The following is a 17,659-nucleotide window of genomic DNA, read 5'->3' as shown; positions in this document are numbered from 1 at the left end:
GGAGACAGGGCAGCGGAGGTCGGCCGCCGTGAGGTGCTGCTGGCCGCGCAATCTCATGAGATGGCAAGAGGCCCATGCTTGCTCACCCTCCGGTACCACCGGCAGCCCGAGCAGCCTCCCTTTCGCTTCGTGAAGGGCCCGGGCCGCCACCGCGTCCCCGAGGGCGGCTTCACCGAGGGTCGGTCGCAACGGGGCGGCGTGCGGCGGCCGGCGCCGCCTCCACGGGGCTCGCGCCGACCGCCGCCGCGGCCTCCAGGGGCTTCGCGGAGGCCACAGCGGCGGTGAGCCCGTCGGCCTGCACCACACACGCCTGGATCGGCCGGCCGAGCGACGCGCGCCCCGCCACGGCCCCGCGTTGCGCTTCGAGGAACGTGATCCCGCCGCGCCCGTCGCACAGCGCGAAGCCGCCCGCGTAGGCGGCGCCGCCGAGGAAGTCGGCCTCGCCGGCGTGCGCCCAGGCGAGCGCGCCGGAGCGCGCGTCGAGGCCCACCGCGGCCCGGTAGTACGTCGCCACGTAGCGCTCCCCCTCGATGCCCGGCGGGCCGGCCGGCCGGGGGCGGGCGTAGAGCCGCGCCCTGTCCTCGGTCGAGGCGGCCGGCGCGAGCACCTCGGTCCCGGCGGTCATCCAGACCGGCGCGCCGGGCAGCTCGCGCGCCGGCAGCCGCGCGGTCGACGCGCGCCCGGCCGCGCCGAGCCCGATCGAGGCGTCGAACCGCGTCGCCGCCTCGCCGCCGAAGAAGACCACCCCGCCGAGCAGGAAGGCGTGGCTCACCTCGGTGCGGAGCAGCGCCCGCGCCACCTCGCCGCCGGTCTGCAGGTCGAACACCGTGACGTAACGCCCCTGCCAAGGCAGGAACGCGTAGCGCCCCACGACCGCGGGCACGCCGATGGCGGCGGAGTCCTCGATCTGGCGCAGCACGAGCCCCTCACGGCTCACCGCGAGCACGACGCTCCTGGTGCCGGTGGTCGACACGAGGGACACCACGGTGGTCTCGCCGTCGTCGCCCGCGCCGCGGAGCCTGCCGCCGGCGCGGCGCGTCCAGAGCAGCGTCCCGGTGCGCGCGTCGAGGGCGAACAGCTCGCCCCGGCCGAGCCCGACGACGACGCTCCCCGCGACGGCCGGGCGCGCGTCGAGCGGGTGCGCGAAGGTCCACGCCGGGCCGCCGTCGAGCGGCACCCCGACGAGCTCGGGCGCCCCCGCGCCGGCGACGACGCCGACCGCCACGTCGGCGCCGAGGGGGATGCGCCTGCCCGCGAACCGCTGCTGGAAAGCCCTGATGCCCGCGCCGCCGTCGTCCTTCCAGCGCGGATCGAACGCCTCCCCCTGCGTCTGGCCGCCGCCGCAGGCCACGAACAGGGCCGCGAGCGCAGCGCACACGGGGACGAGCAGTGCGCGCGCGCGGGCGGCGGCGCCGAGCGAGCGCGCGCGCGGGGCTCGCCCGCGGGCCGTGGCCGGAATAGCCCTGTTCGAATCCATGACCTCGGGCACCTGCGTCCACGTTCCGGCGATCCCCCGCATGCGATGTGTTCCTGAGCCGGTCGTAGCGTGGCTTCGGCTCACCGAGCAAGCGAGGCGGGTCTCTGCGAGCAGCGCTGGCAGCTCACGCCGAGAAGGCGCCGTCGATCGTCAGGCTCACGCCGTTGATGTAGGTCGACTCGGGCCGGGCCAGGTACGTGACGAACCGCGCGATCTCGTCGGGGTCGGCGATGCGCTTCTCGGGGCTCATGGTGCGCCCCCGGTTGGCTGTTGTGCTTTCCCTCGCCGGGCCCACGCCGCTCAGCCAGCCTCAGCGAGGAAGGCTGCGAGCTTCTCCGGGTTGCGGTGGGCATAGACCCCTCGAATCACGCCCTCGTCGATGATCACGCTCACGGCGGCGATCAGCCGATCGCCGTCGTGGACCAGGAGCCCCGGGGAACCGTTGAACCACCGCACCACGAAGCGGTAGCGGCCATCGGGATGCGCCGAGGCGCTCCAGACGCGGGCGAAGAAGGTGCTCACCGCGTCCGCGCCGCGGAGCACATGGGTCACCGTCTCGGCCTTGCCGCCCCCGTCCGCGTGGAGCTCCACGCCCTCCGCGAGCAGGCTGCGGAGCTCGTCGATCCGGCCTGCGCGGGCGGCATTCAGGAACGCGGTCAGGAGGCGCTGGTGCTCGGTGGACGACGCCGCGAACTTCGGCCGCGCGTCGCGGACCCGCGCGCGGGCACGGGAGGCGAGCTTCCGGCACGCCGCGCTCTCTTTGCCGAGCAGCGCGGAGATCTCGTCGAAGCTGTAGCCGAACACGTCGTGCAGCAGGAACGCGGCGCGCTCGTTCGGCGTCAGCCGCTCGAGGGCGTGCATCAACGCCACCGAGACGGTCTCGTCGATCTGCGGCTCCTCGTCAGGGCTCCGCGACTCCTCCATCAACGGCTCCGGCAGCCAGGTGCCCACGTACGTCTCTCTCCGGGAACGCGCCGATTGCAGCGTGTTCAGCGCGATGCGGCTGCACACCGTGACGAGCCACGCGCGCGCGTCGCGGATCTGGTCGATGTCCGTCTGGCTCCACTTCAAGAACGTCTCCTGCACGATGTCGAGGGCGTCGGCGCGCGTGCCGAGCATCCGGTAAGCGAGCCCCTCGAGGAGGGGGCGGTGGCTCTCGAAGAGACGTGTTCGGTGATCCATGCCGGTTACTCGATGGCGTTGGACATCAGCACGGCGAAGCGCCAGCCCTGCGCCGTCCGCCGGAAGACATGCGTGTACTTCTGCCGCGCGGCGAAGACGCCCGCGGTCCCGCCGCGCCGCATGGCCACCTCTTGCCGGCCCACCTCGACGGCCAGGTCGCCGCTCCGCTCGATCCGCTCCGGCGTCTTCCTGAACGACGCGAAGCTCGCGCTCCGGAAGAGCTCCGCTTCGCACGCGAGGAACCGCTCGAGGCCGGAGACGACCTCGTGCCCCGGGATCAGGAGCTGGATGTCGTCGGTGCAAAGCGCCGCGTAGGCCTCCGCGTCGCCCCGCTGGATGGCAGCGGCCTGCGCGGCCCGCAGCCCGCCGATCTCCCGGCGATCTTCCTCGGTGAACGGCCCGAGACACACCGGCTCTCCAGGAGAGGCGAAGAGATGGTCGATCTCGGCCCGCGCGCGCGCGATGCGACGCGACCGAGAGGCCTCGTCTCCGCTCATCCCATCCAGCGAGATCAGGTCGACCTTCGTGACGCCGATGAAGGCCAGTATCGCCCGCAGCGTGCGGGTCTGAAGCTCGTCCTCGGCGGCGGGCGAGGCGACGCCGCCGCGCGCCGTCACGACGGACGCCGACTTGCCGGTGAGGAGCCCCACGTAGCGTCCTTCTACCTGTGCGAACGTCCGGTGATTGCGGATGACGTGATCGAAGTAGGCCTTGAGGGTCGATGGCAGCGTGAGGTTGTACAGCGGGCTGCTGATCAGCAGGTGATCGGCCGAGCTCAGCTCATCGATCAAGGCGTCGGACAGCACGAGGCCCTCGGGCGGCGGTCCCCCGGAAGGCGGCGGGGGCGCGAGAAACGCAGCGATGGTCGCGGCGTCGAGGTGCGGCACCGGATACCGGGCGAGGTCGCGGACGATGACGCGGCCGCCCGGATTCGATTCTGTCCAGCGTACCTGGAAATAGTCCGCCACGCTCCGCGAGATCGACCCTTGCGTACGGGCGCTCGCATCGATTCTGAGCAGTCTCTTCATGTCCTCTCCGGGTGGGGTCCGCTCCCAGGACAAGGCAGCCCCCCGGAATGTGACCGCCGGCGCGCACGGAGCTCGCGTTTCCCGGCGCGCGCGGCCGCGTCGAGGAGCTCATCGTCGATCTCCCCGGCCGGGCCGGACTGACATCCTCGGTCACGCCGCGATCGCCAGGGCGATCGCGCCGATCGGCGTGGCGACGGGGGAGCACCCCCTCGACGCCATCACGGCGCTTCGAGCCGCGAGCGGACGACCTCGCCGTCGAGCGTGCTGCCGTCGGCCTCGATGTAGAGGTGATCGCCCACGATCGTGACCGCCCATTTGCGCCGCAAACCCGTGTTCTCCGCGAGCGCGGCGACGAGGCGGTGGTCGACGGTGGAGAGCGAGATCGCGCCGGTGACCTTGCTCGCGCGCGAGGCGGCCTCGCGCGCGCCGGACACGAGCTCGTCGCGCCGGCGCGCGTCCGAAAAGAGCGCGTGAACGGCCACGCCCGGGTTGTGCTGCACGACTCTCTTGAGCTTCTCGAACGGCGCCGCGCCGCACTCGATCCAGGTGAGGACGCGGCCCGCGGGATCGCGCGTCCAGAGGTCCGCCCCCTCGGCGTCGCAGAGCCCTGGGCCGAAGGCGAGGCCCTCCTCGTGAAAGAGGCAATACGCGAGCACCCGCAGCATGACGTGCTCGGCGCTCTCCGACGGGTGGCGGGCGACGATCACCCGCTCGCTCGCCTCGCGGCCGCGATCGACGTGCGAGAGGTCGATGCGGAAGTCCATTCGCGTCGAGGGGAGTGCCATCGATGCTCCCGCTAGCCTCGATGGTGCGCCATACCGACCACGCGGACGGCTGCCGGAAAGCCTGTGAAGTACTGGAGCGGCATCGCGCCTCCGATGAGGAGAAACGACGCTCCCTCGCCCACGGCGACGAGACGGAACCTTCCAAGCGCTGTGTTCAACATCGATGACCTCCGGAGCGCGCCGCTGTTCGCATCGCGCAGGACCCTGCTCCAGCCGAGTACCACGCGAGCGAACGAGAGCCTATCTGGAACGTGCTCACGGTCACGAGTTTCGCGCGGGTCTCCCTCGCACGGAGCGAGCGGCCCGGGCCGGATGGTGTGCAGCCAGTCCTTGGCAGCGAGGCTGCGCCGCTGCCTGGCGTTCGCGGGCGCTCCCGGCCCGAGTTCTTCGCGGACGACGCGACGCGGAAGCCGATCACGTTCCACGACCTCCGCGAGGCCGGTGTGACGTGGACCGCCATCCGCGGCGATGCGCACCGCGCGATGACGTCGAACCCGCCGCACGTGGCGGAGAAACGTCGCTCCCAGGTGAGAACCCGGCTCACTCGTCCTCCAGCGGCGTGCCATGGCCGAGCATCACGGTACTGTTCCGTTCGGTCGAGGCGTTTTTGCAGCCAGCACTGGAAGTGCAGGACGGGCACGTTTGCGCTCGGACTTCACCTTGCGCCACCCCAGTATGGGATCCCGCGCGGCTTTACGTACAGGTCGTAGATCGCGTCCGCCCAGCTGCCCTGGCCCAGGCGCAAATAGACCTCACGATGGGCCACCCACACCTGCTGGATGGTGGCGCTGGCGCGTGACACCCTGAGGCGCTGCTCAATGTAGTTGGTGATCATCACGTCGATGTTGGAGTCGATGACACCGTACGGGATACCGAGAGGCTGCCCTCGGGTCTTGACGATCCCGTTGACCGCTCTGTGGTACCGGCGCAGCACCGGGGCGGCGATGATGTCCTCCTCGGCCACACCGATGAGGGCAGCAAACTGCTTTTCCCAGAGGTGGTGAGCTTCAAATTCACCCTTGAGCTCCGACGTCCGGACGGTTCCACGGAGCTCGCTGTAGGTGGGATAGCGACCCCTGGCCATGACGGTCGCGGTACCCGCCATCCTCGTCTTGACGACCGCTTTCTTGGTGAGCAACGCGATCAGCGTGCCTACGCCGAGCGCGAGCACCGCCTGGGCGAGCGCCTTCCCGGCGTCCTGGAGATCGAGCTGGCTCTTTGCGGAGGCAGTTTTGGCCACAGCCTCCACGAGGTACTTCACCCCATCGAGGGCGGACGCGCCCGCGAGCAGCAGCCCTCCGCCGATCGCGACGATGTCGACGATCCAACCATACCCGAGCGCTTGACCAGCCGCGAACGCGACGAACAGCGCGACCGTGATGGCAAGGTTGGCGGGGCTGATGATGTCGAGCAGCGCATTGCCGACCGTACGCGGTAGGTGCTTCGCCGCTTCTCGGAATACGACGCCGACCTTGTCGACGTCGCTCATCTTCGCAATGGGGGCCATGATAGCTCCGTACCGAATCGGTGCCGTCAAGGGCGGCAGACGGTCCCGCCGTCTCGGGATCCGCCCGTCCTTGGAGTCGAACGAGGGCGGGAGCGGAATTGCAGCACGACCACCCACCTTTCGCCCTCGCAGGCGCTCAGTGTGCCACAGGGCATACCGGTAAAACATCTGGATCGACTGCTGGGAGGGCCGCTTCTGGCGATGTCGGCACGAGCTCCGCGGGCACAGCTCTTGCAACGAGCCTATCGGTCGCACGGCAGCGCTGCGATGTGCGCGTGATCTGGGCCGCGTCGTGAGCGACAGGCAATTTCCCGAGCGTGGCGGCGGGACGCAGTCGGCCGCGTCGCTCATGGCGCCTCCGCGTCGGTGCCGCTCCGCGGGGGCGCCAGGGCCGCGGCGATGTCCGCGAGCACCTTCGCGGAGACGCTCGGCTTCGACACACGGCCCCTCCTGAGGCACCGAGGAAGCGGTGCGCAACAGCGCAATCCGTGGCGGTTCACAGCTCGTTGCCACCCACCCACGCGCGCTTCGGCGACGCCTACGGCTTCACGGCGGTGGCCGTCGAAGGCCGGGCGGGTGCAGTACCGCGCGAGCCTCTGGCGATGCTGCTGGCATTCACGTCCAATCCGATGGTTCTCTTGATCGGCGCTCTCCTTTCTGGGTCCTTGTCTGCCAAACCCAAGGTTCCTTTCGACGGAGGGAGAGCGCCATCCTGCCGTTACCCGAGATCGCTCGGCCGATAGCTTTCACGGCAGCCGACGGCCTTTCGGCGCGCGAGCACGGTGCCACCCTTGCCAGGCGACGGCGGGGCTCCTCCGACATGTCCGGTCGCGCGGCCTCGATCGACAGGCGCGGGAACCAGCAAGATTGACCTTGCGGACGCCACCTTACGATGCCTTCTCCCCGACGGCGGTTCACCCGCGCATTCGCGATCGTCGGCCGGTGGTGGTATAGGGCCTTGTCCATGATGTCCCGCCGCGCCGTGATCGCCGCAGCCGGCCTGTTCTCCGCCGGCGTGTTCGCCCCGGGCCTGGCCCGCGCGGCGGGGCGCGTGCCCCCGCCTCTCCCGGCGTTTCCCCTCTCGATCGCGGTGACGGAGGAGGAGGCGGGGAAGCCGGTGCGCGACGACGCCTGGATCGACGCGCAGATAGCCGAGGCGGTCCGGCTGTTCGAGCCCGCCGGTGTGGCGCTCCGCAAGGTCGGCGCGCGCCCGCTCGCCCCGCGGTTTTCGCGGATCGAGACGCGCGAGGACCGGGACGCGCTCGCCTCGGCGATCGAGGCGCGCCGGATCAACGTGATGGTGGTCGCGTCGCTGCGGGACGTCGACGATCCGCGGCGCTTCCGGATGGGCGTGCACTGGCGGCGCCGGGCGACGCCGGAGCGGCGCTTCGTCATCCTCGCGGCGAACGCGCGGCCCACCGTGCTCGCGCACGAGCTCGGGCACTTCTTCGGCCTCGGGCACAGCGGCGTCGACGACAACGTGATGAGCTACGCGCGCACCGGAGCGCCCGTCTCCTTCGACGCGGCGCAGATCGCGAAGATCCGGTCCGCCGCCCGCGGGTACGCGTCGAGCAAGGCGTTCGAGCCCGCCTGAAACGCGACCTCCGCTCGAGCGCGCCGGGGCGCGGCCCCGCTGCTGCCGCGCTCGTTCGCCCCCGCCGCTCGGCCCCCGCCCCGCGCGGCATCCTACCTACTCATCGCGAACCATCCGACACACACAAGACTGCCTGGATTTCGGCCCGATTCGAAGAGGACGCGAGACCCATCAAGCGCTCGTTCGAATTCACGAGCGACCCGAGTAAACTGTGCGCGAATGTTCTACGTGTCGAAGCTTGCGGCGCTGCGGATCGCGGGGGTGTTCGTGCTGGCCTCGCTCGGGGGCTGCTCCAGCGAGGCGCGCGATGACGCGAAAGCGCCTGCGCCTGAGCCTGCGCCTGAGCCTGAGCCTGAGCCTGAGCCTGCCCCGAAGTCGCTGGCCGTCGTGTTCACGCCGAAGGGAGGCACCTTCCAGGCGTCCGAGCCCGTGGAGCTCACGGTCGAGGACGAGCGCGCCGTTGTGCACTTCACGACCGACGGCTCGCTGCCCACCGCGAGCTCGCCGGTCTACGTCGAGCCGCTCGTGCTCACCGCGTCCACGCGGGTGCGCGCCCTCGCCGTCGTCCCTCACGCCGCGCCTTCCGGAGAGGGGGGCAACAGGGGAGAGGGAGGCAACGGGGGGGCGGGGGGCAACGGGGGAGCGGGGGGCAACGGGGGAGCGGATAGCGACGGGGCCGACCTCCTCGGGCCGATCGCGAGCGAGGCGTATTTCAAGGTCGCCGCCGACAGCGCGGAGTTCAGCTCGGAGCTGCCGATCGTCGTGATCCACACCTTCGAGTCGAAGGAGCTCGACCCGCTCGAAACCGAGTTCGTCCCGGCCACGTTCATGCTGCTCGAGCCCCAGGATGGGCAAACCAAGCTGCTGGGCCGCGCGAGCTTCGATGGCCGCATCGGCATCCACGTCCGCGGCGCGACGTCTCGCGAGTTTCCGAAGAAGCAATACGCCGTCGAATTTCGTGACGACGCTCTGGACACGGATCTCGACCGGGAGTTCCTGGGGATGCCGGCGGACTCCGACTGGGTGCTCAGCGATCCGGTGAGCTTCGACCGCTCGCTGATCCGCAACGCGCTCGCCTTCGAGATGAGCAACCGCATCGGCCGGTACGCGCCGCGCACGAGCTTCGTCGAGGTGTTCCTCGTCGACTCGGGGGCCGACGTGGCGAAGAAGAGCTTCCTCGGGTTCTACACGGCGATCGAGAAGATCAAGCGCGGTCAGGCGCGTGTCCCGGTGGCCAAGCTCTCGGCCGACGATCTCACGGAGCCGGACGTGACCGGCGGCTTCCTCTTGCGCATCGACAAGGGCGAAGATCAATTCAAGGCCGCCGGCCAGGACCTCCAGTTCGTGTACCCCGATCCCGAGGACATGCTGGCCCCCGCGCGAAGACCGCAGCTCGACTACATTCGCGGTTACATCGACGACTTCGGTCAGGCCGTCGACGCGGATGACTTCAAGCAGCCCAGCAGCGGCAAACACTATTCGAGCTTCATCGATCAGGACGCCTTCATCGACCACAACATCATCAACGCCCTGACGAAGAACGTCGATGGCCTGCGGATCAGCACGTACTTCTTCAAAGATCGACAGGGCCTCCTCTCGGCCGGCCCCGTGTGGGACTTCGACCGGAGCCTCGGAACGCCCTATGATGAACGCGCGTTCGAGCCGGAGGAGTGGAAGCTCGAGGGCTCCGACGGGACCGACTACTTCACGGAGGGCTGGTGGGGGTCGCTGTTCCGCGATCCGGCGTTCAAGGCGCGGTACAAGGAACGATTTCTGGCGCTGCTCCAGGGCGAGCTCGCGCCCGACAAGCTCGACGCCATGGTGGACGGCCTGGTGCGCAAGGCGGGAGCTCCGGCCGTGGAGAGAAATTTCGCGCGCTGGCCGGATTCCCCGCCTCTCGATGGGTCCCACGACGCCGAGGTCAGCCTGCTCAAGGACTTTCTCCGCAGGCGGGCCAGCTGGATTCGCGACGAGCTCATGACGTGGTGAACGTGCGTTTCACGAGCACGGCCCACGCGACGTAGCGCCGCGAGCCGCGTGGGCGCCTGTGCTCTCGGGCGTTTCTCCAGGGTTCGGCGAGGTTTCATCGCGTACACGGCCGGCATGAGGTAAGGTCATGCTTCCGTTCGATGAGCAACGACCCCGAGAAATGGATGCGCCTGGCGATCGAGGAGGCCGAACGGGCGCGCGGAGGGACGGGCGACAACCCTTGGGTCGGCTGCGCGATCGTGAGCGCCGCCGGGGAGCTCCTCGGCAGCGGGCATACGCTGGGGCCGGGTGAAGATCACGCGGAGATCGCCGCGGCACGCGCCGCGCACGCGCGCGGACTCAGCGTGGTCGGAGCGACGCTCTACTCGACCCTCGAGCCCTGCTCGTTCCACGGCCGCACGCCGGCGTGCTCGCGATCGATCGTCGAGCGCGGCGTGGCCCGCGTCGTGATCGGGATGAACGACCCGAACCCGCGCGTCGACGGCGAAGGCGTTCGCATCCTGCGCGAAGGGGGCGTCGAGGTCGTGGAGGGCGTATGCGAAGCGGAGATCCGCCGTCAGCTCGGGAGTTGGGTGCTCGATCACCATCCTCACGAGCCGCTGCGGCGCGCGCTGACGTTTCCGGCATCGGACCGCGTCCCGCGGCTCGCGGAGATCTACGGCGTCGATCCGTCCCGAATCGAGGCGCTGCTCGCGAAGCGGTAGAGATCGCCCAGACGTCAATTGGCAACCGGGGTTACGTCCGTCACTGAGAATTTTCACAGGGAGGCGAGGAGGCGGGGAGGAAGAAAAAAAAAGAAATGAATCTCTCCCTCTTGCCGTCGCTCGCTCCCCGCCTCCCCGACTTCCTGTGAAATTCCTGCTTTTCCTCGGGGTTTCAACCCGGTTGTCGCTCTAGGTATCCGCCAGCAGCAAGCGCTCGGCGGCGTCAGCGTGCATCGCGCGGATGGCGTCGAGCCGAGCGCGCCATGCGGGGCTGTCTCGGAGTTGCTTGTCGACCTGCAGCGACAGCTCGGCGGCCGACAGCGCGGCCGCCAACCCGCCATGCTGGATGAGCCAGTCGATCAGGGAGGCGGCGAGCCCGGAGTCCTTCAGCTTGCCGGTGGAGGGGCTCCGACGCGCGGGCTGTTCGTCTACCAGGGCCAGGTACTCCGACCAGAGCTCCTTGTCGAACCTGACCTCGACGAGATCGACGTCGAGGATCTCCTTCAGCGAGGCGGCGGCGATGAGGCGCAGGCCTGCATCCTTCTGAGCCAGGCCGAGCGCGATCCGGAACGCCCGTGGCCTGGGCGCGAGCCGCGCAAGCCGGGCCGCGGCCCAGGTCCGGACGCCGCTCGCTGCTGCGACGAGCCGGGCCAGCGCCGCCTGCCAGGGTGGTAATCCGGCGTCGTCAGGAAGGCGGCTCAAGGACTCGACAGTCTGGACCAGGACGCGGCCGGAGGTGCGCGCCTCGGCGAGGAGCCTGGTCGCCAGACCAAGCCCCTCGGAGCACAGGTCATGCTGGGCAATGCAGACGCCCGCTGCCGTGGAAGCGATGCGCTCGTCGCCGCGTTCGACCAGCGCCTCGGCCAGGGCCACGAAGCCGCGAGCCACCGCGGGTCGCGCCTGCGACTCGTTCGGGAACAGGAGCCTCGACCCGGGGTTGAGCAGCGACCACGTATCTGGCACCGTCGTGATGCCGTCGATGAGCACCTGTCGGACGTCGGCCTGGTCGACGAAGCGCAGCAACCCCGCCAGGATGTCCGGCCGGATGCTGGGGTGCAGGTCCTCGGACCGCCACGCCTCCATCAGGAGGTCGCGCGCCTCCACGGTCGCAGCGGCTGATACCCTGCCGGCGGCGTTCTTGCGGTTGACCACCGCGCAGTCCTTCGACAGCAGCAGCTCACGGTAGGGCGCCAGATCGAACGGACCGGGCATGCGCTCGGACAGCACGTTGAGGGCGCTCATCGCCGCGCGACCCACCACGCCGGATCTTCGCGCGCGCTCCAGAAACAGCCGCCGGAGCTCGGTGGTCGGCGGAGCGATCCGGGCGCACCGCGAAAGGATCGCGGCGGCGACCGGCCCGGCCGCGCCCGGCAGCAGCTCGAGCAGCAGCGGCGCGTCCTCGACGCGGCCGATGGCCTTGACGCGCCTCGAGAGATCCAGGCTGGCGTCCCGCGCCACCCGCAGGAGATGCTGCGTGAAGCGCCTGCGCTGGGAGGGCGTCCACCGCCCGGGGGCCGATCGTGAGATCGCCGCCACCAGATCGGTCTTGTGGGGATCGGTGGTGTCGTCCCGATCGAGCAGCGCGTCGACCAGGGCAGTCTCCTTCAAGCTGATCTCCGGGACATACCCCATCACCTCGTCCAGCGGCCCGTTGCATGTGACGGGCTTGCGCGGAGGCCGCGGCGTCTTCGGTGCTCTTCCGAGGAGCAGGTCCAGGATGAGCCGCTCCGCCTCGGGCTCGTAGCGACCGACCGCCACGGGTCCCAGCATGGGTGTGGTGCCGTCGAGGCGCACGCCCTCGTAGGCCGCATGGAGCTGGGCGGCGAGACCTTCGGCGATGCGCAGCGGACTGGGCAGGTACTCCATGGACGGCGGCTTGTGACCAGGCGCCGGCGCCTTGTCGGCGCGCCAGCGCACCCGGGGATCCAGGCGAATTTGAACAAGGAGCCCGAGCAGCTGCGCCGCGCGCGTGATGCTGTCCCGGAGGATCGCTTCGCCGATGGCCTTGTGCACGGCCCGCTCGGCCTGGGCCAGGGTGGATGCGTTCGAATCGCGCGACTGCACGGTGGTGAGCAGGGCATCCCTGTAGGTCTGGACGGGGATCTCCGAGACCTGATGCTCGGACAGCTGGGCCAGCTCGGCCATGACCAGATGACGGCTGGAGCCGTGCCATGCCGGCTCCACCTCGGCGAGGACGGACGCGCAGGTCGCCGGGTCGGCGCCGCGGCGGAGCGAACGCACCAGCGCGACCATCCGCGCCGCGCGCTCGCCCCGGTCCCTGGCCGCGCCCAGCGCCTCGTGCTCGGATCGCAGCTGGGCAAGGTCGAGGTGCTTCTCGAGGGCCTTAAGCCGCTTGCGCCGGGTGTCCGGATCGACGGGAGGAGTCAGGGCCGCCGCCGTGAGCCGCGTAACGCTCGCCGGTGGCATCGTGGCCAGCCGCGCGTCCATGCCAGGACGGGGCGACCATGCCGCCGTCGCGGCCTGCTCCAGCTCGGCGCCAAGGAGACGTTCGCGCTCGGTCAGGGGCAGGAAGCGGAAGAGCGGATCGGCGGAGGCGTCGAGGGGCTTGCACCGGCTCCGGAGCTCCAGCACATCCTCGGCCGGCAGCGTCGAGATCGGCGGCGATCCGGATGGAAGCGGACCGCTCGCGAGAGAGACAGTCCAGTCGTTCCGGCGCAGGACCTCGAGCAGCTCGGCCGGACAAGCCATCACCAGGGCGTGGATCGCCCCCGCATGCAAGGCATCCCGCCGCACGAGCAGCGCGAGGGCCTCCCTCGGATATCGGGTGCAGAACAGCGTGGCCTCGTCCGCCGTGATCTTGCGCCTCGTCGCCAGCGCCACCCGAAGGCCGCGCTCCGGCGCGCGCGTCACCAGCTCGCGCCACGCGGCCTCGTGCTCGGCCGCGTGACGTTCCAGCGTGTCGAGATCGCATGTCGCGAAGAGGCGTGTCGCGAGCCCCACACCGTGCCTGGCGATGACCAGGGGAATGACCGCCGTCGCCTGGGCGACGAGACGGTGTCTTTGCATGATCAGGACCACCCCGCGAGCCTCGCGGCGATTCCCCTCGCGCAGCACCTGGAGCAACGCTTCGTCCGACACCGGCACCCGGCGCGCCGAGGAAAGCGCCGCCCGGCGCATCATGGGGTCGCGCAGCGCCTCCTCGATGCGCGCCACGTCCCGGCGATAGGTCGCCAGGTCCAGCGCCAGCCGCCGCTCGTCGCCGTCGCCGCCATCCAGCGCAGCCATGACCGAATCGGCCGTGGCCTGATCCCAGCCGCGGGCGAGCAGGGCAAGCGCCCGCCCCCGCTTCGCGAAGCTCAGGCTTCCGAGCCGACGGACCTCCGAGAGCGGTTCCACCATGCGCCGAGTCTAGACGAAGGCGACGCCGACGACGACCACGTGTGGGGCGTCGCGGCTCCCGTTGATGCCGGTGCAGGCGACGCAGGCGCGGGCGACGCGGGTGCAGCGGGCCGAGGCTGGCCCGGGCACGGTTCAGGCTCCGCGGCGCGGGCCAGCGGTTTGGGCGTCACGAGAGAGCGCCACGACGAGCGAGGCGCAAACACGCCATGATACCTCACAAGCGGGATCCCCGGCGTAGGAATCCAAGCCGCGAGCCGGGCCATGCACTCCATTGGACTCATCACGCGGTGAGTGCGTCCCCGCCGAGGTGTCTTCAGCAGGTACGCTATGCGCCCATCGGGCAGGAGCTCGATTCGATCGAGTGCGAAGGCCGGGCGGGTGCAGCACCGCACGAGCCTCTCGCAACCCCTGATCGTCATCCGCTGCGATGCGCTCTTCGTAATGCGATCGAACGGGGGTAGTCTGCCCCCGGGGTTGTCTGGCGGCGCCCTGGGGTCCCCCGGTAACGTGGCCGCACTTGCGGCGGCGCGCCGTCACCGGCGCTGCAGATCATGAGGAGCGGCGATGGCGGCGCGGGTGCGACGTTGGCAGGGTGGGATTGTGGCGATTTGCCGTGCGAGCGCGCTCGGGCTCGGGCCCCGCTGCTCCCGCGCCTGTTCTTCTGCTACGCTGCCGGGGAGAAAGAAGGGGAGTTTACGATGAAACCGATGATGACCCACGTCGCGCTCCACGTAGGCAACCTCGACGCGACGATCGCCTTTTATCGCGAGTTCTGCGGGCTCAAGGTGGTTCACGAGCGCAGCGACGCCGGCACGCGGGTCGCCTGGCTCGCCGAGGAGGGGAAGGAGCGGACGTTCGTCCTGGTGATGATCGAGGGCGGCCAGCGCGCGCCGCAGGCGCCGGAGGACATGAGTCACTTCGGGTTTGCGCTCGAGAGCCGCGCCGCGGTCGACGAGATCGCGCGCCGCGGCGGAGCGCACCTCGTCTGGCCGCCCAAGGATCTGCCCTATCCGGTGGCTTATTTCTGCGCGCTCAAGGACCCGGACGGCAACTACATCGAGTTCTCCTACGGCCAGCCGCTCGGGCCCGGCGCCGAGGCGCACGACGCGGCGTTGCTGGAGGCTTCGGGCTGAACCAACCAGGGTCGACCCCACGTCGACCCCTCCGGGGCCGATCTCTCAGTAGAGCGGGTGGAGCGGGATCAGCTCCGCGATCTCGTCGAGCTCCGGATCGCCGCCCGCGTTCGCCGCGATCACCTGCTCGCGCGCAGCGTGCAGCGCCTCGCTCGTGCCCGCCTTGAGCGCCTCGGCGTAGGCCACGATGGCCTTGCCCTTGACGAGCTGCTCCTTGCTCCCGGCGGCGAGCTCCGCGAGGGTCGCCTCGCGGCTCACCTCTTTCGCCTCATGGGTGAGCGGCGTCTGCCAGCGCGCGCGCACGGTGAGGGTATCCTCGTCGTTGATCACGCCCGGATCGCACCCCCGCACGAGCTGGCTGAAGATCATCGCGTCGCCCGGCGCGAGGTGCTGCGGCTCGACCTCCTCGGGGTTCGTCGAGTACTCCTCGCCGTAGAACTTCTCCATCTTGAAGTACCACGGCATGGTGAGCTCCACCTGGACGCCGCGGGCGGCCACCTCCATCACCTCCGCGAAGCGATCCCGGAACATGTGGAACGCCTCGTCCTCGTCATCGAGATAGACATAGGCGCCGCGCCCCTTGTCGGTCACGGCGTCCATGAGCACATCGTTGTAGCCGAGCGCCGGACCCGTCCCGACGCCCACGAGGTAGATCGCCTCCTGGTCGGCGTCCTCGGCGTGCAGCGCGATGAGCTCCTCGGAGGTGACTCCCACGTTGGCGCCGCCGTCGCTGACGAGGATCACCCGGTTGATCCGGCCTTCCTCGAAGTGCTCCTGGGCGAGCTGATACCCGACCCGGAGGCCGCTCTCGAGATCGGTGCCACCGCTGGCGGAGAGCGCGTCGGCCGCCGCGAGCAGCGCCGGGTCGTCCGGACCGTCCACCACGTGGCCGCTCAAGATCACCGAATTCTGGGTGTTCCAGGTGACCATGTTGACGACGTCGCCCTCGGATAGGCTCGCGGCGACGGCGCGCACCGTGGCCTTCTCGCGCGCCATCGGCTCACCATCCATCGATCCGGAGGTGTCGAGGACGAACGTGACCGCGATGGGGCGGCGCGGGCTCGGCGGATCGTAGGAGCGAACGCCGATCTGAAGGGCGTAGCTCCCCGCCTCCTCACCGGGCTCGATCTGGGACTCGACGCGGAGCTCGCCCTCGTCCGGCGGCGCGTAGTCGATGCGGTAGTAATTGAGGAACTCGTACGTGCGCACCTGCCACGGCTCCGGCGCGCGGCCCGAGCGGAGCAGCTCGCGCACGTGCACCGGCGAGCTCATCGAATTGGAGTCGTCGGCCGACAGGTACAGGACCACGGGCTGACTCGAGTCGAGCCCCTCGCAGGTGAACGCCGGGGGCGCGCCGGCGTCCTCGTCCGACGGCGCCGGGGGCGGCTCGGCCTGGGCTCCATCGACGGCACCCGCACCGCCGCCGGAGCCGCTGCTGGCGCCGGTGCTGCCGGCGCCGGTGCCGGCGCCGAAGCTGCCGGTGCCGCTGCTGCCGCTGCTGCCGCTGCTGCCGCTGCTGCCGGTGCTGCTACCGGCGCCGTTGTCGAAGGGCGCGAAGGGCGGCTCCGGGGAGGAACCCTGGCCGCAGGCGGCGAGCCCGGCGCCGCCAAGGAGGACCGCCGATACAGCATAAAGACAGAGAGATAGGGACGCGGGAACGGTTCGCACTGGCACCCTCCTCCGCGATGCGATCGCACCGCGCTCGGGACGGCCCGCCCAGCAACATGGATGCCGCGCGCGCAATGCCATCCGGACGCCGCGCCGCACCCGAGCGCCGCCGGTCCGATCGCGCCGGATCGCGCGGGCCACACGGCTCAAACCGCGACCATCCGCGCTCCGGCGGCAAATACCATGACAGCGTTGTCAGGTTCGCGTCTCAGTATGGCGCACGCTGGCATTGCTCGACCCACACGGACGCGACACATGCGCCGCCCGGAGGCCGCACGGCCGCCCAGCAGAAGAGATGACCTTGTGCAATCTGGACAGATGGGTCACTTCGTGCAGACTCTTTATTCGAAGCTGAACGCGCGCGCCACGAGCGCTCCGTGCGAGCGCTCGTCCCGAATGCGATCGCGCGCGACCAGGCTCCGCGCACTCGTGCTTCGTGACGCGCGGGACGCGAACCACCATGGTGGAGCGGCCCGGGCGCGCCCGAGCTTCGAGCATGACCCGGAACGCCTCGACCCTCGTGGTATTCTCGAGCGCGTGGGGCAGTCTACCCGCGTCGCACCCGCGCTGATCCTGGTCGGGGTCTCCGCGTTTCTCGTCCTCACAGCGCTCGCCGCGGCCGCGTATCCGGGCGGCACCTTCTGCGACGCGAACGCGCCCGGCTACGATTTCTGGGGCAACTTCTTCTGCGATCTCACGCAGCCCGTGACCCAGCGCGGGGTGGACAACACGCGCGCACGCTCGCTCGCGCAGGCCTCGTTCGTCTGCTTTTCCCTCGCGCTCGTCCCGTTCTGGTGGGTTCACGGCGCCCTGCTCGGCGGCCGGCTCGGCGGCGCGGTTCGCCTGCTCGGACTGCTCTCCGCCGCCGGCACGAACCTGATCGCGTGGCTGCCGTCCGTGGTCTCGCCGCTGCTCCACGCAGCGTCGGTGTTCGTCGCGACGATCCCCGGGCTGCTGGCGACGCTCCTGGGCGTGACCGGCGCGTTTGCACAGGGCAATGCGGGCGAGAGCCGCTCGTCACCGTTGCGCTTCTCGGCGTGGCTCGGCGCGCTTTCGCTCGCGCTCGGCAGCGCGGACGCCGCATACTACGCAGTTGCGATCGCGGTGCCGGGCTGCCACGTCCTTTTGCCAGCGCTTCAGAAGCTCGCGGCGCTCTCGGTGATCGGGTGGATGGGCACGATTGCGCGCGTGGGTGCCGCGCGTGGGACGCGCTAGCGCGTCGAATGGCGCCT

Annotated in this window: 15 protein-coding genes; 5 read left to right on the top strand and 10 right to left on the bottom strand. The window is 70.3% G+C overall.

Features of this window, described 5'->3' with window-relative positions:
- Window positions 1-169 precede the first annotated feature (169 nt).
- The 7 genes from WMF34_RS42975 to WMF34_RS42945 form a co-directional block, all read right to left on the bottom strand.
- Entirely contained in the window at window positions 170-1,477 is a 1,308-nt protein-coding gene (locus WMF34_RS42975) for an outer membrane protein assembly factor BamB family protein (RefSeq protein ID WP_437991444.1), read from the bottom strand.
- A gap of 124 nt (window positions 1,478-1,601) precedes the next feature.
- Window positions 1,602-1,772, bottom strand: coding sequence for an SDR family oxidoreductase (locus tag WMF34_RS42970; protein WP_437991443.1), 171 nt, complete (start codon window positions 1,770-1,772; stop codon window positions 1,602-1,604).
- Window positions 1,773-1,777: 5 nt separating this feature from the next.
- Window positions 1,778-2,659 (bottom strand): RNA polymerase sigma factor SigJ, encoded by an 882-nt coding sequence (gene sigJ, locus WMF34_RS42965; RefSeq protein ID WP_437991442.1) that lies wholly within the window; start codon window positions 2,657-2,659, stop codon window positions 1,778-1,780.
- A 5-nt stretch (window positions 2,660-2,664) separates the two neighbouring features.
- Complete coding sequence (locus tag WMF34_RS42960) at window positions 2,665-3,687, bottom strand: NAD(P)H-dependent oxidoreductase (protein ID WP_437991441.1); 1,023 nt, start codon at window positions 3,685-3,687, stop codon at window positions 2,665-2,667.
- 218 nt (window positions 3,688-3,905) lie between these two features.
- Window positions 3,906-4,472, bottom strand: a complete 567-nt coding sequence (locus WMF34_RS42955; RefSeq protein ID WP_012240994.1) for a YaeQ family protein — start codon at window positions 4,470-4,472, stop codon at window positions 3,906-3,908.
- A gap of 11 nt (window positions 4,473-4,483) precedes the next feature.
- Window positions 4,484-4,633, bottom strand: coding sequence for a DUF3817 domain-containing protein (locus WMF34_RS42950; protein ID WP_338055642.1), 150 nt, complete (start codon window positions 4,631-4,633; stop codon window positions 4,484-4,486).
- A 494-nt stretch (window positions 4,634-5,127) separates the two neighbouring features.
- A complete protein-coding gene (locus WMF34_RS42945) occupies window positions 5,128-5,979 on the bottom strand; it encodes a hypothetical protein (RefSeq protein ID WP_437991440.1) in 852 nt (283 codons plus the stop codon).
- Between the two features lie 964 nt (window positions 5,980-6,943).
- Here WMF34_RS42945 and WMF34_RS42940 point away from each other — a divergent pair.
- The 3 genes from WMF34_RS42940 to WMF34_RS42930 all read left to right on the top strand — a co-directional run bounded on the left by WMF34_RS42940 (window position 6,944) and on the right by WMF34_RS42930 (window position 10,266).
- Window positions 6,944-7,573: a hypothetical protein gene (locus WMF34_RS42940; RefSeq protein WP_437991439.1), complete on the top strand. Its 630-nt coding sequence runs from the start codon at window positions 6,944-6,946 to the stop codon at window positions 7,571-7,573.
- A 228-nt stretch (window positions 7,574-7,801) separates the two neighbouring features.
- Window positions 7,802-9,562: a CotH kinase family protein gene (locus WMF34_RS42935; protein ID WP_437991438.1), complete on the top strand. Its 1,761-nt coding sequence runs from the start codon at window positions 7,802-7,804 to the stop codon at window positions 9,560-9,562.
- A 140-nt stretch (window positions 9,563-9,702) separates the two neighbouring features.
- Entirely contained in the window at window positions 9,703-10,266 is a 564-nt protein-coding gene (locus WMF34_RS42930; protein WP_437991437.1) for a deaminase, read from the top strand.
- A gap of 189 nt (window positions 10,267-10,455) precedes the next feature.
- Here WMF34_RS42930 and WMF34_RS42925 read toward each other — a convergent pair whose 3' ends face one another.
- Together WMF34_RS42925 and WMF34_RS42920 are read right to left on the bottom strand one after the other, a co-directional pair.
- Complete coding sequence (locus tag WMF34_RS42925; RefSeq protein WP_437991436.1) at window positions 10,456-13,626, bottom strand: hypothetical protein; 3,171 nt, start codon at window positions 13,624-13,626, stop codon at window positions 10,456-10,458.
- Window positions 13,584-14,045: a transposase gene (locus WMF34_RS42920; protein WP_437991435.1), complete on the bottom strand. Its 462-nt coding sequence runs from the start codon at window positions 14,043-14,045 to the stop codon at window positions 13,584-13,586. Before WMF34_RS42920 ends, WMF34_RS42925 begins: the two co-directional genes overlap by 43 nt.
- A gap of 279 nt (window positions 14,046-14,324) precedes the next feature.
- On the opposite strand from WMF34_RS42920, the gene WMF34_RS42915 reads away from it, so the two are divergent.
- On the top strand, window positions 14,325-14,759 hold the full coding sequence (locus WMF34_RS42915) for a VOC family protein (protein WP_437991434.1): 435 nt from the start codon (window positions 14,325-14,327) through the stop codon (window positions 14,757-14,759).
- A 45-nt stretch (window positions 14,760-14,804) separates the two neighbouring features.
- Here the strand turns inward: WMF34_RS42915 and WMF34_RS42910 are convergent, their stop codons facing one another.
- The gene (locus WMF34_RS42910) at window positions 14,805-16,427 is read right to left on the bottom strand and encodes a vWA domain-containing protein (protein ID WP_437991433.1); all 1,623 of its coding nucleotides are present in this window, start codon (window positions 16,425-16,427) and stop codon (window positions 14,805-14,807) included.
- A 60-nt stretch (window positions 16,428-16,487) separates the two neighbouring features.
- Between WMF34_RS42910 and WMF34_RS42905 the strand changes: the two genes are divergently transcribed.
- Window positions 16,488-17,642 carry a hypothetical protein gene (locus WMF34_RS42905; protein ID WP_437991432.1) on the top strand — a complete coding sequence of 385 codons (1,155 nt, stop codon included), beginning with the start codon at window positions 16,488-16,490 and terminating at the stop codon, window positions 17,640-17,642.
- The last annotated feature ends 17 nt before the right edge of the window (window positions 17,643-17,659 follow it).

The sequence above is a fragment of the Sorangium sp. So ce145 genome (assembly GCF_051525985.1).
GTDB classification, from domain to species: Bacteria; Myxococcota_A; Polyangia; order Polyangiales; family Polyangiaceae; genus Sorangium; species Sorangium cellulosum_B.
Note: the sequence above shows the minus strand (reverse complement) of the source record. Positions and strands in the feature narration are given on the sequence as shown.

What these genes read in the sequence shown, in the direction of transcription:
- WMF34_RS42960 (WP_437991441.1), bottom strand. Translation starts at nt 3,687, where the DNA reads ATGAAGAGACTGCTCAGAATCGATGCGAGCGCCCGTACGCAAGGGTCG.
- WMF34_RS42905 (WP_437991432.1), top strand. Translation starts at nt 16,488, where the DNA reads ATGCCGCGCGCGCAATGCCATCCGGACGCCGCGCCGCACCCGAGCGCC.
- WMF34_RS42925 (WP_437991436.1), bottom strand. Translation starts at nt 13,626, where the DNA reads ATGGTGGAACCGCTCTCGGAGGTCCGTCGGCTCGGAAGCCTGAGCTTC.
- WMF34_RS42930 (WP_437991437.1), top strand. Translation starts at nt 9,703, where the DNA reads ATGAGCAACGACCCCGAGAAATGGATGCGCCTGGCGATCGAGGAGGCC.
- sigJ (WP_437991442.1), bottom strand. Translation starts at nt 2,659, where the DNA reads ATGGATCACCGAACACGTCTCTTCGAGAGCCACCGCCCCCTCCTCGAG.
- WMF34_RS42945 (WP_437991440.1), bottom strand. Translation starts at nt 5,979, where the DNA reads ATGGCCCCCATTGCGAAGATGAGCGACGTCGACAAGGTCGGCGTCGTA.
- WMF34_RS42920 (WP_437991435.1), bottom strand. Translation starts at nt 14,045, where the DNA reads ATGACGATCAGGGGTTGCGAGAGGCTCGTGCGGTGCTGCACCCGCCCG.
- WMF34_RS42975 (WP_437991444.1), bottom strand. Translation starts at nt 1,477, where the DNA reads ATGGATTCGAACAGGGCTATTCCGGCCACGGCCCGCGGGCGAGCCCCG.
- WMF34_RS42950 (WP_338055642.1), bottom strand. Translation starts at nt 4,633, where the DNA reads ATGTTGAACACAGCGCTTGGAAGGTTCCGTCTCGTCGCCGTGGGCGAG.
- WMF34_RS42915 (WP_437991434.1), top strand. Translation starts at nt 14,325, where the DNA reads ATGAAACCGATGATGACCCACGTCGCGCTCCACGTAGGCAACCTCGAC.
- WMF34_RS42955 (WP_012240994.1), bottom strand. Translation starts at nt 4,472, where the DNA reads ATGGCACTCCCCTCGACGCGAATGGACTTCCGCATCGACCTCTCGCAC.
- WMF34_RS42940 (WP_437991439.1), top strand. Translation starts at nt 6,944, where the DNA reads ATGATGTCCCGCCGCGCCGTGATCGCCGCAGCCGGCCTGTTCTCCGCC.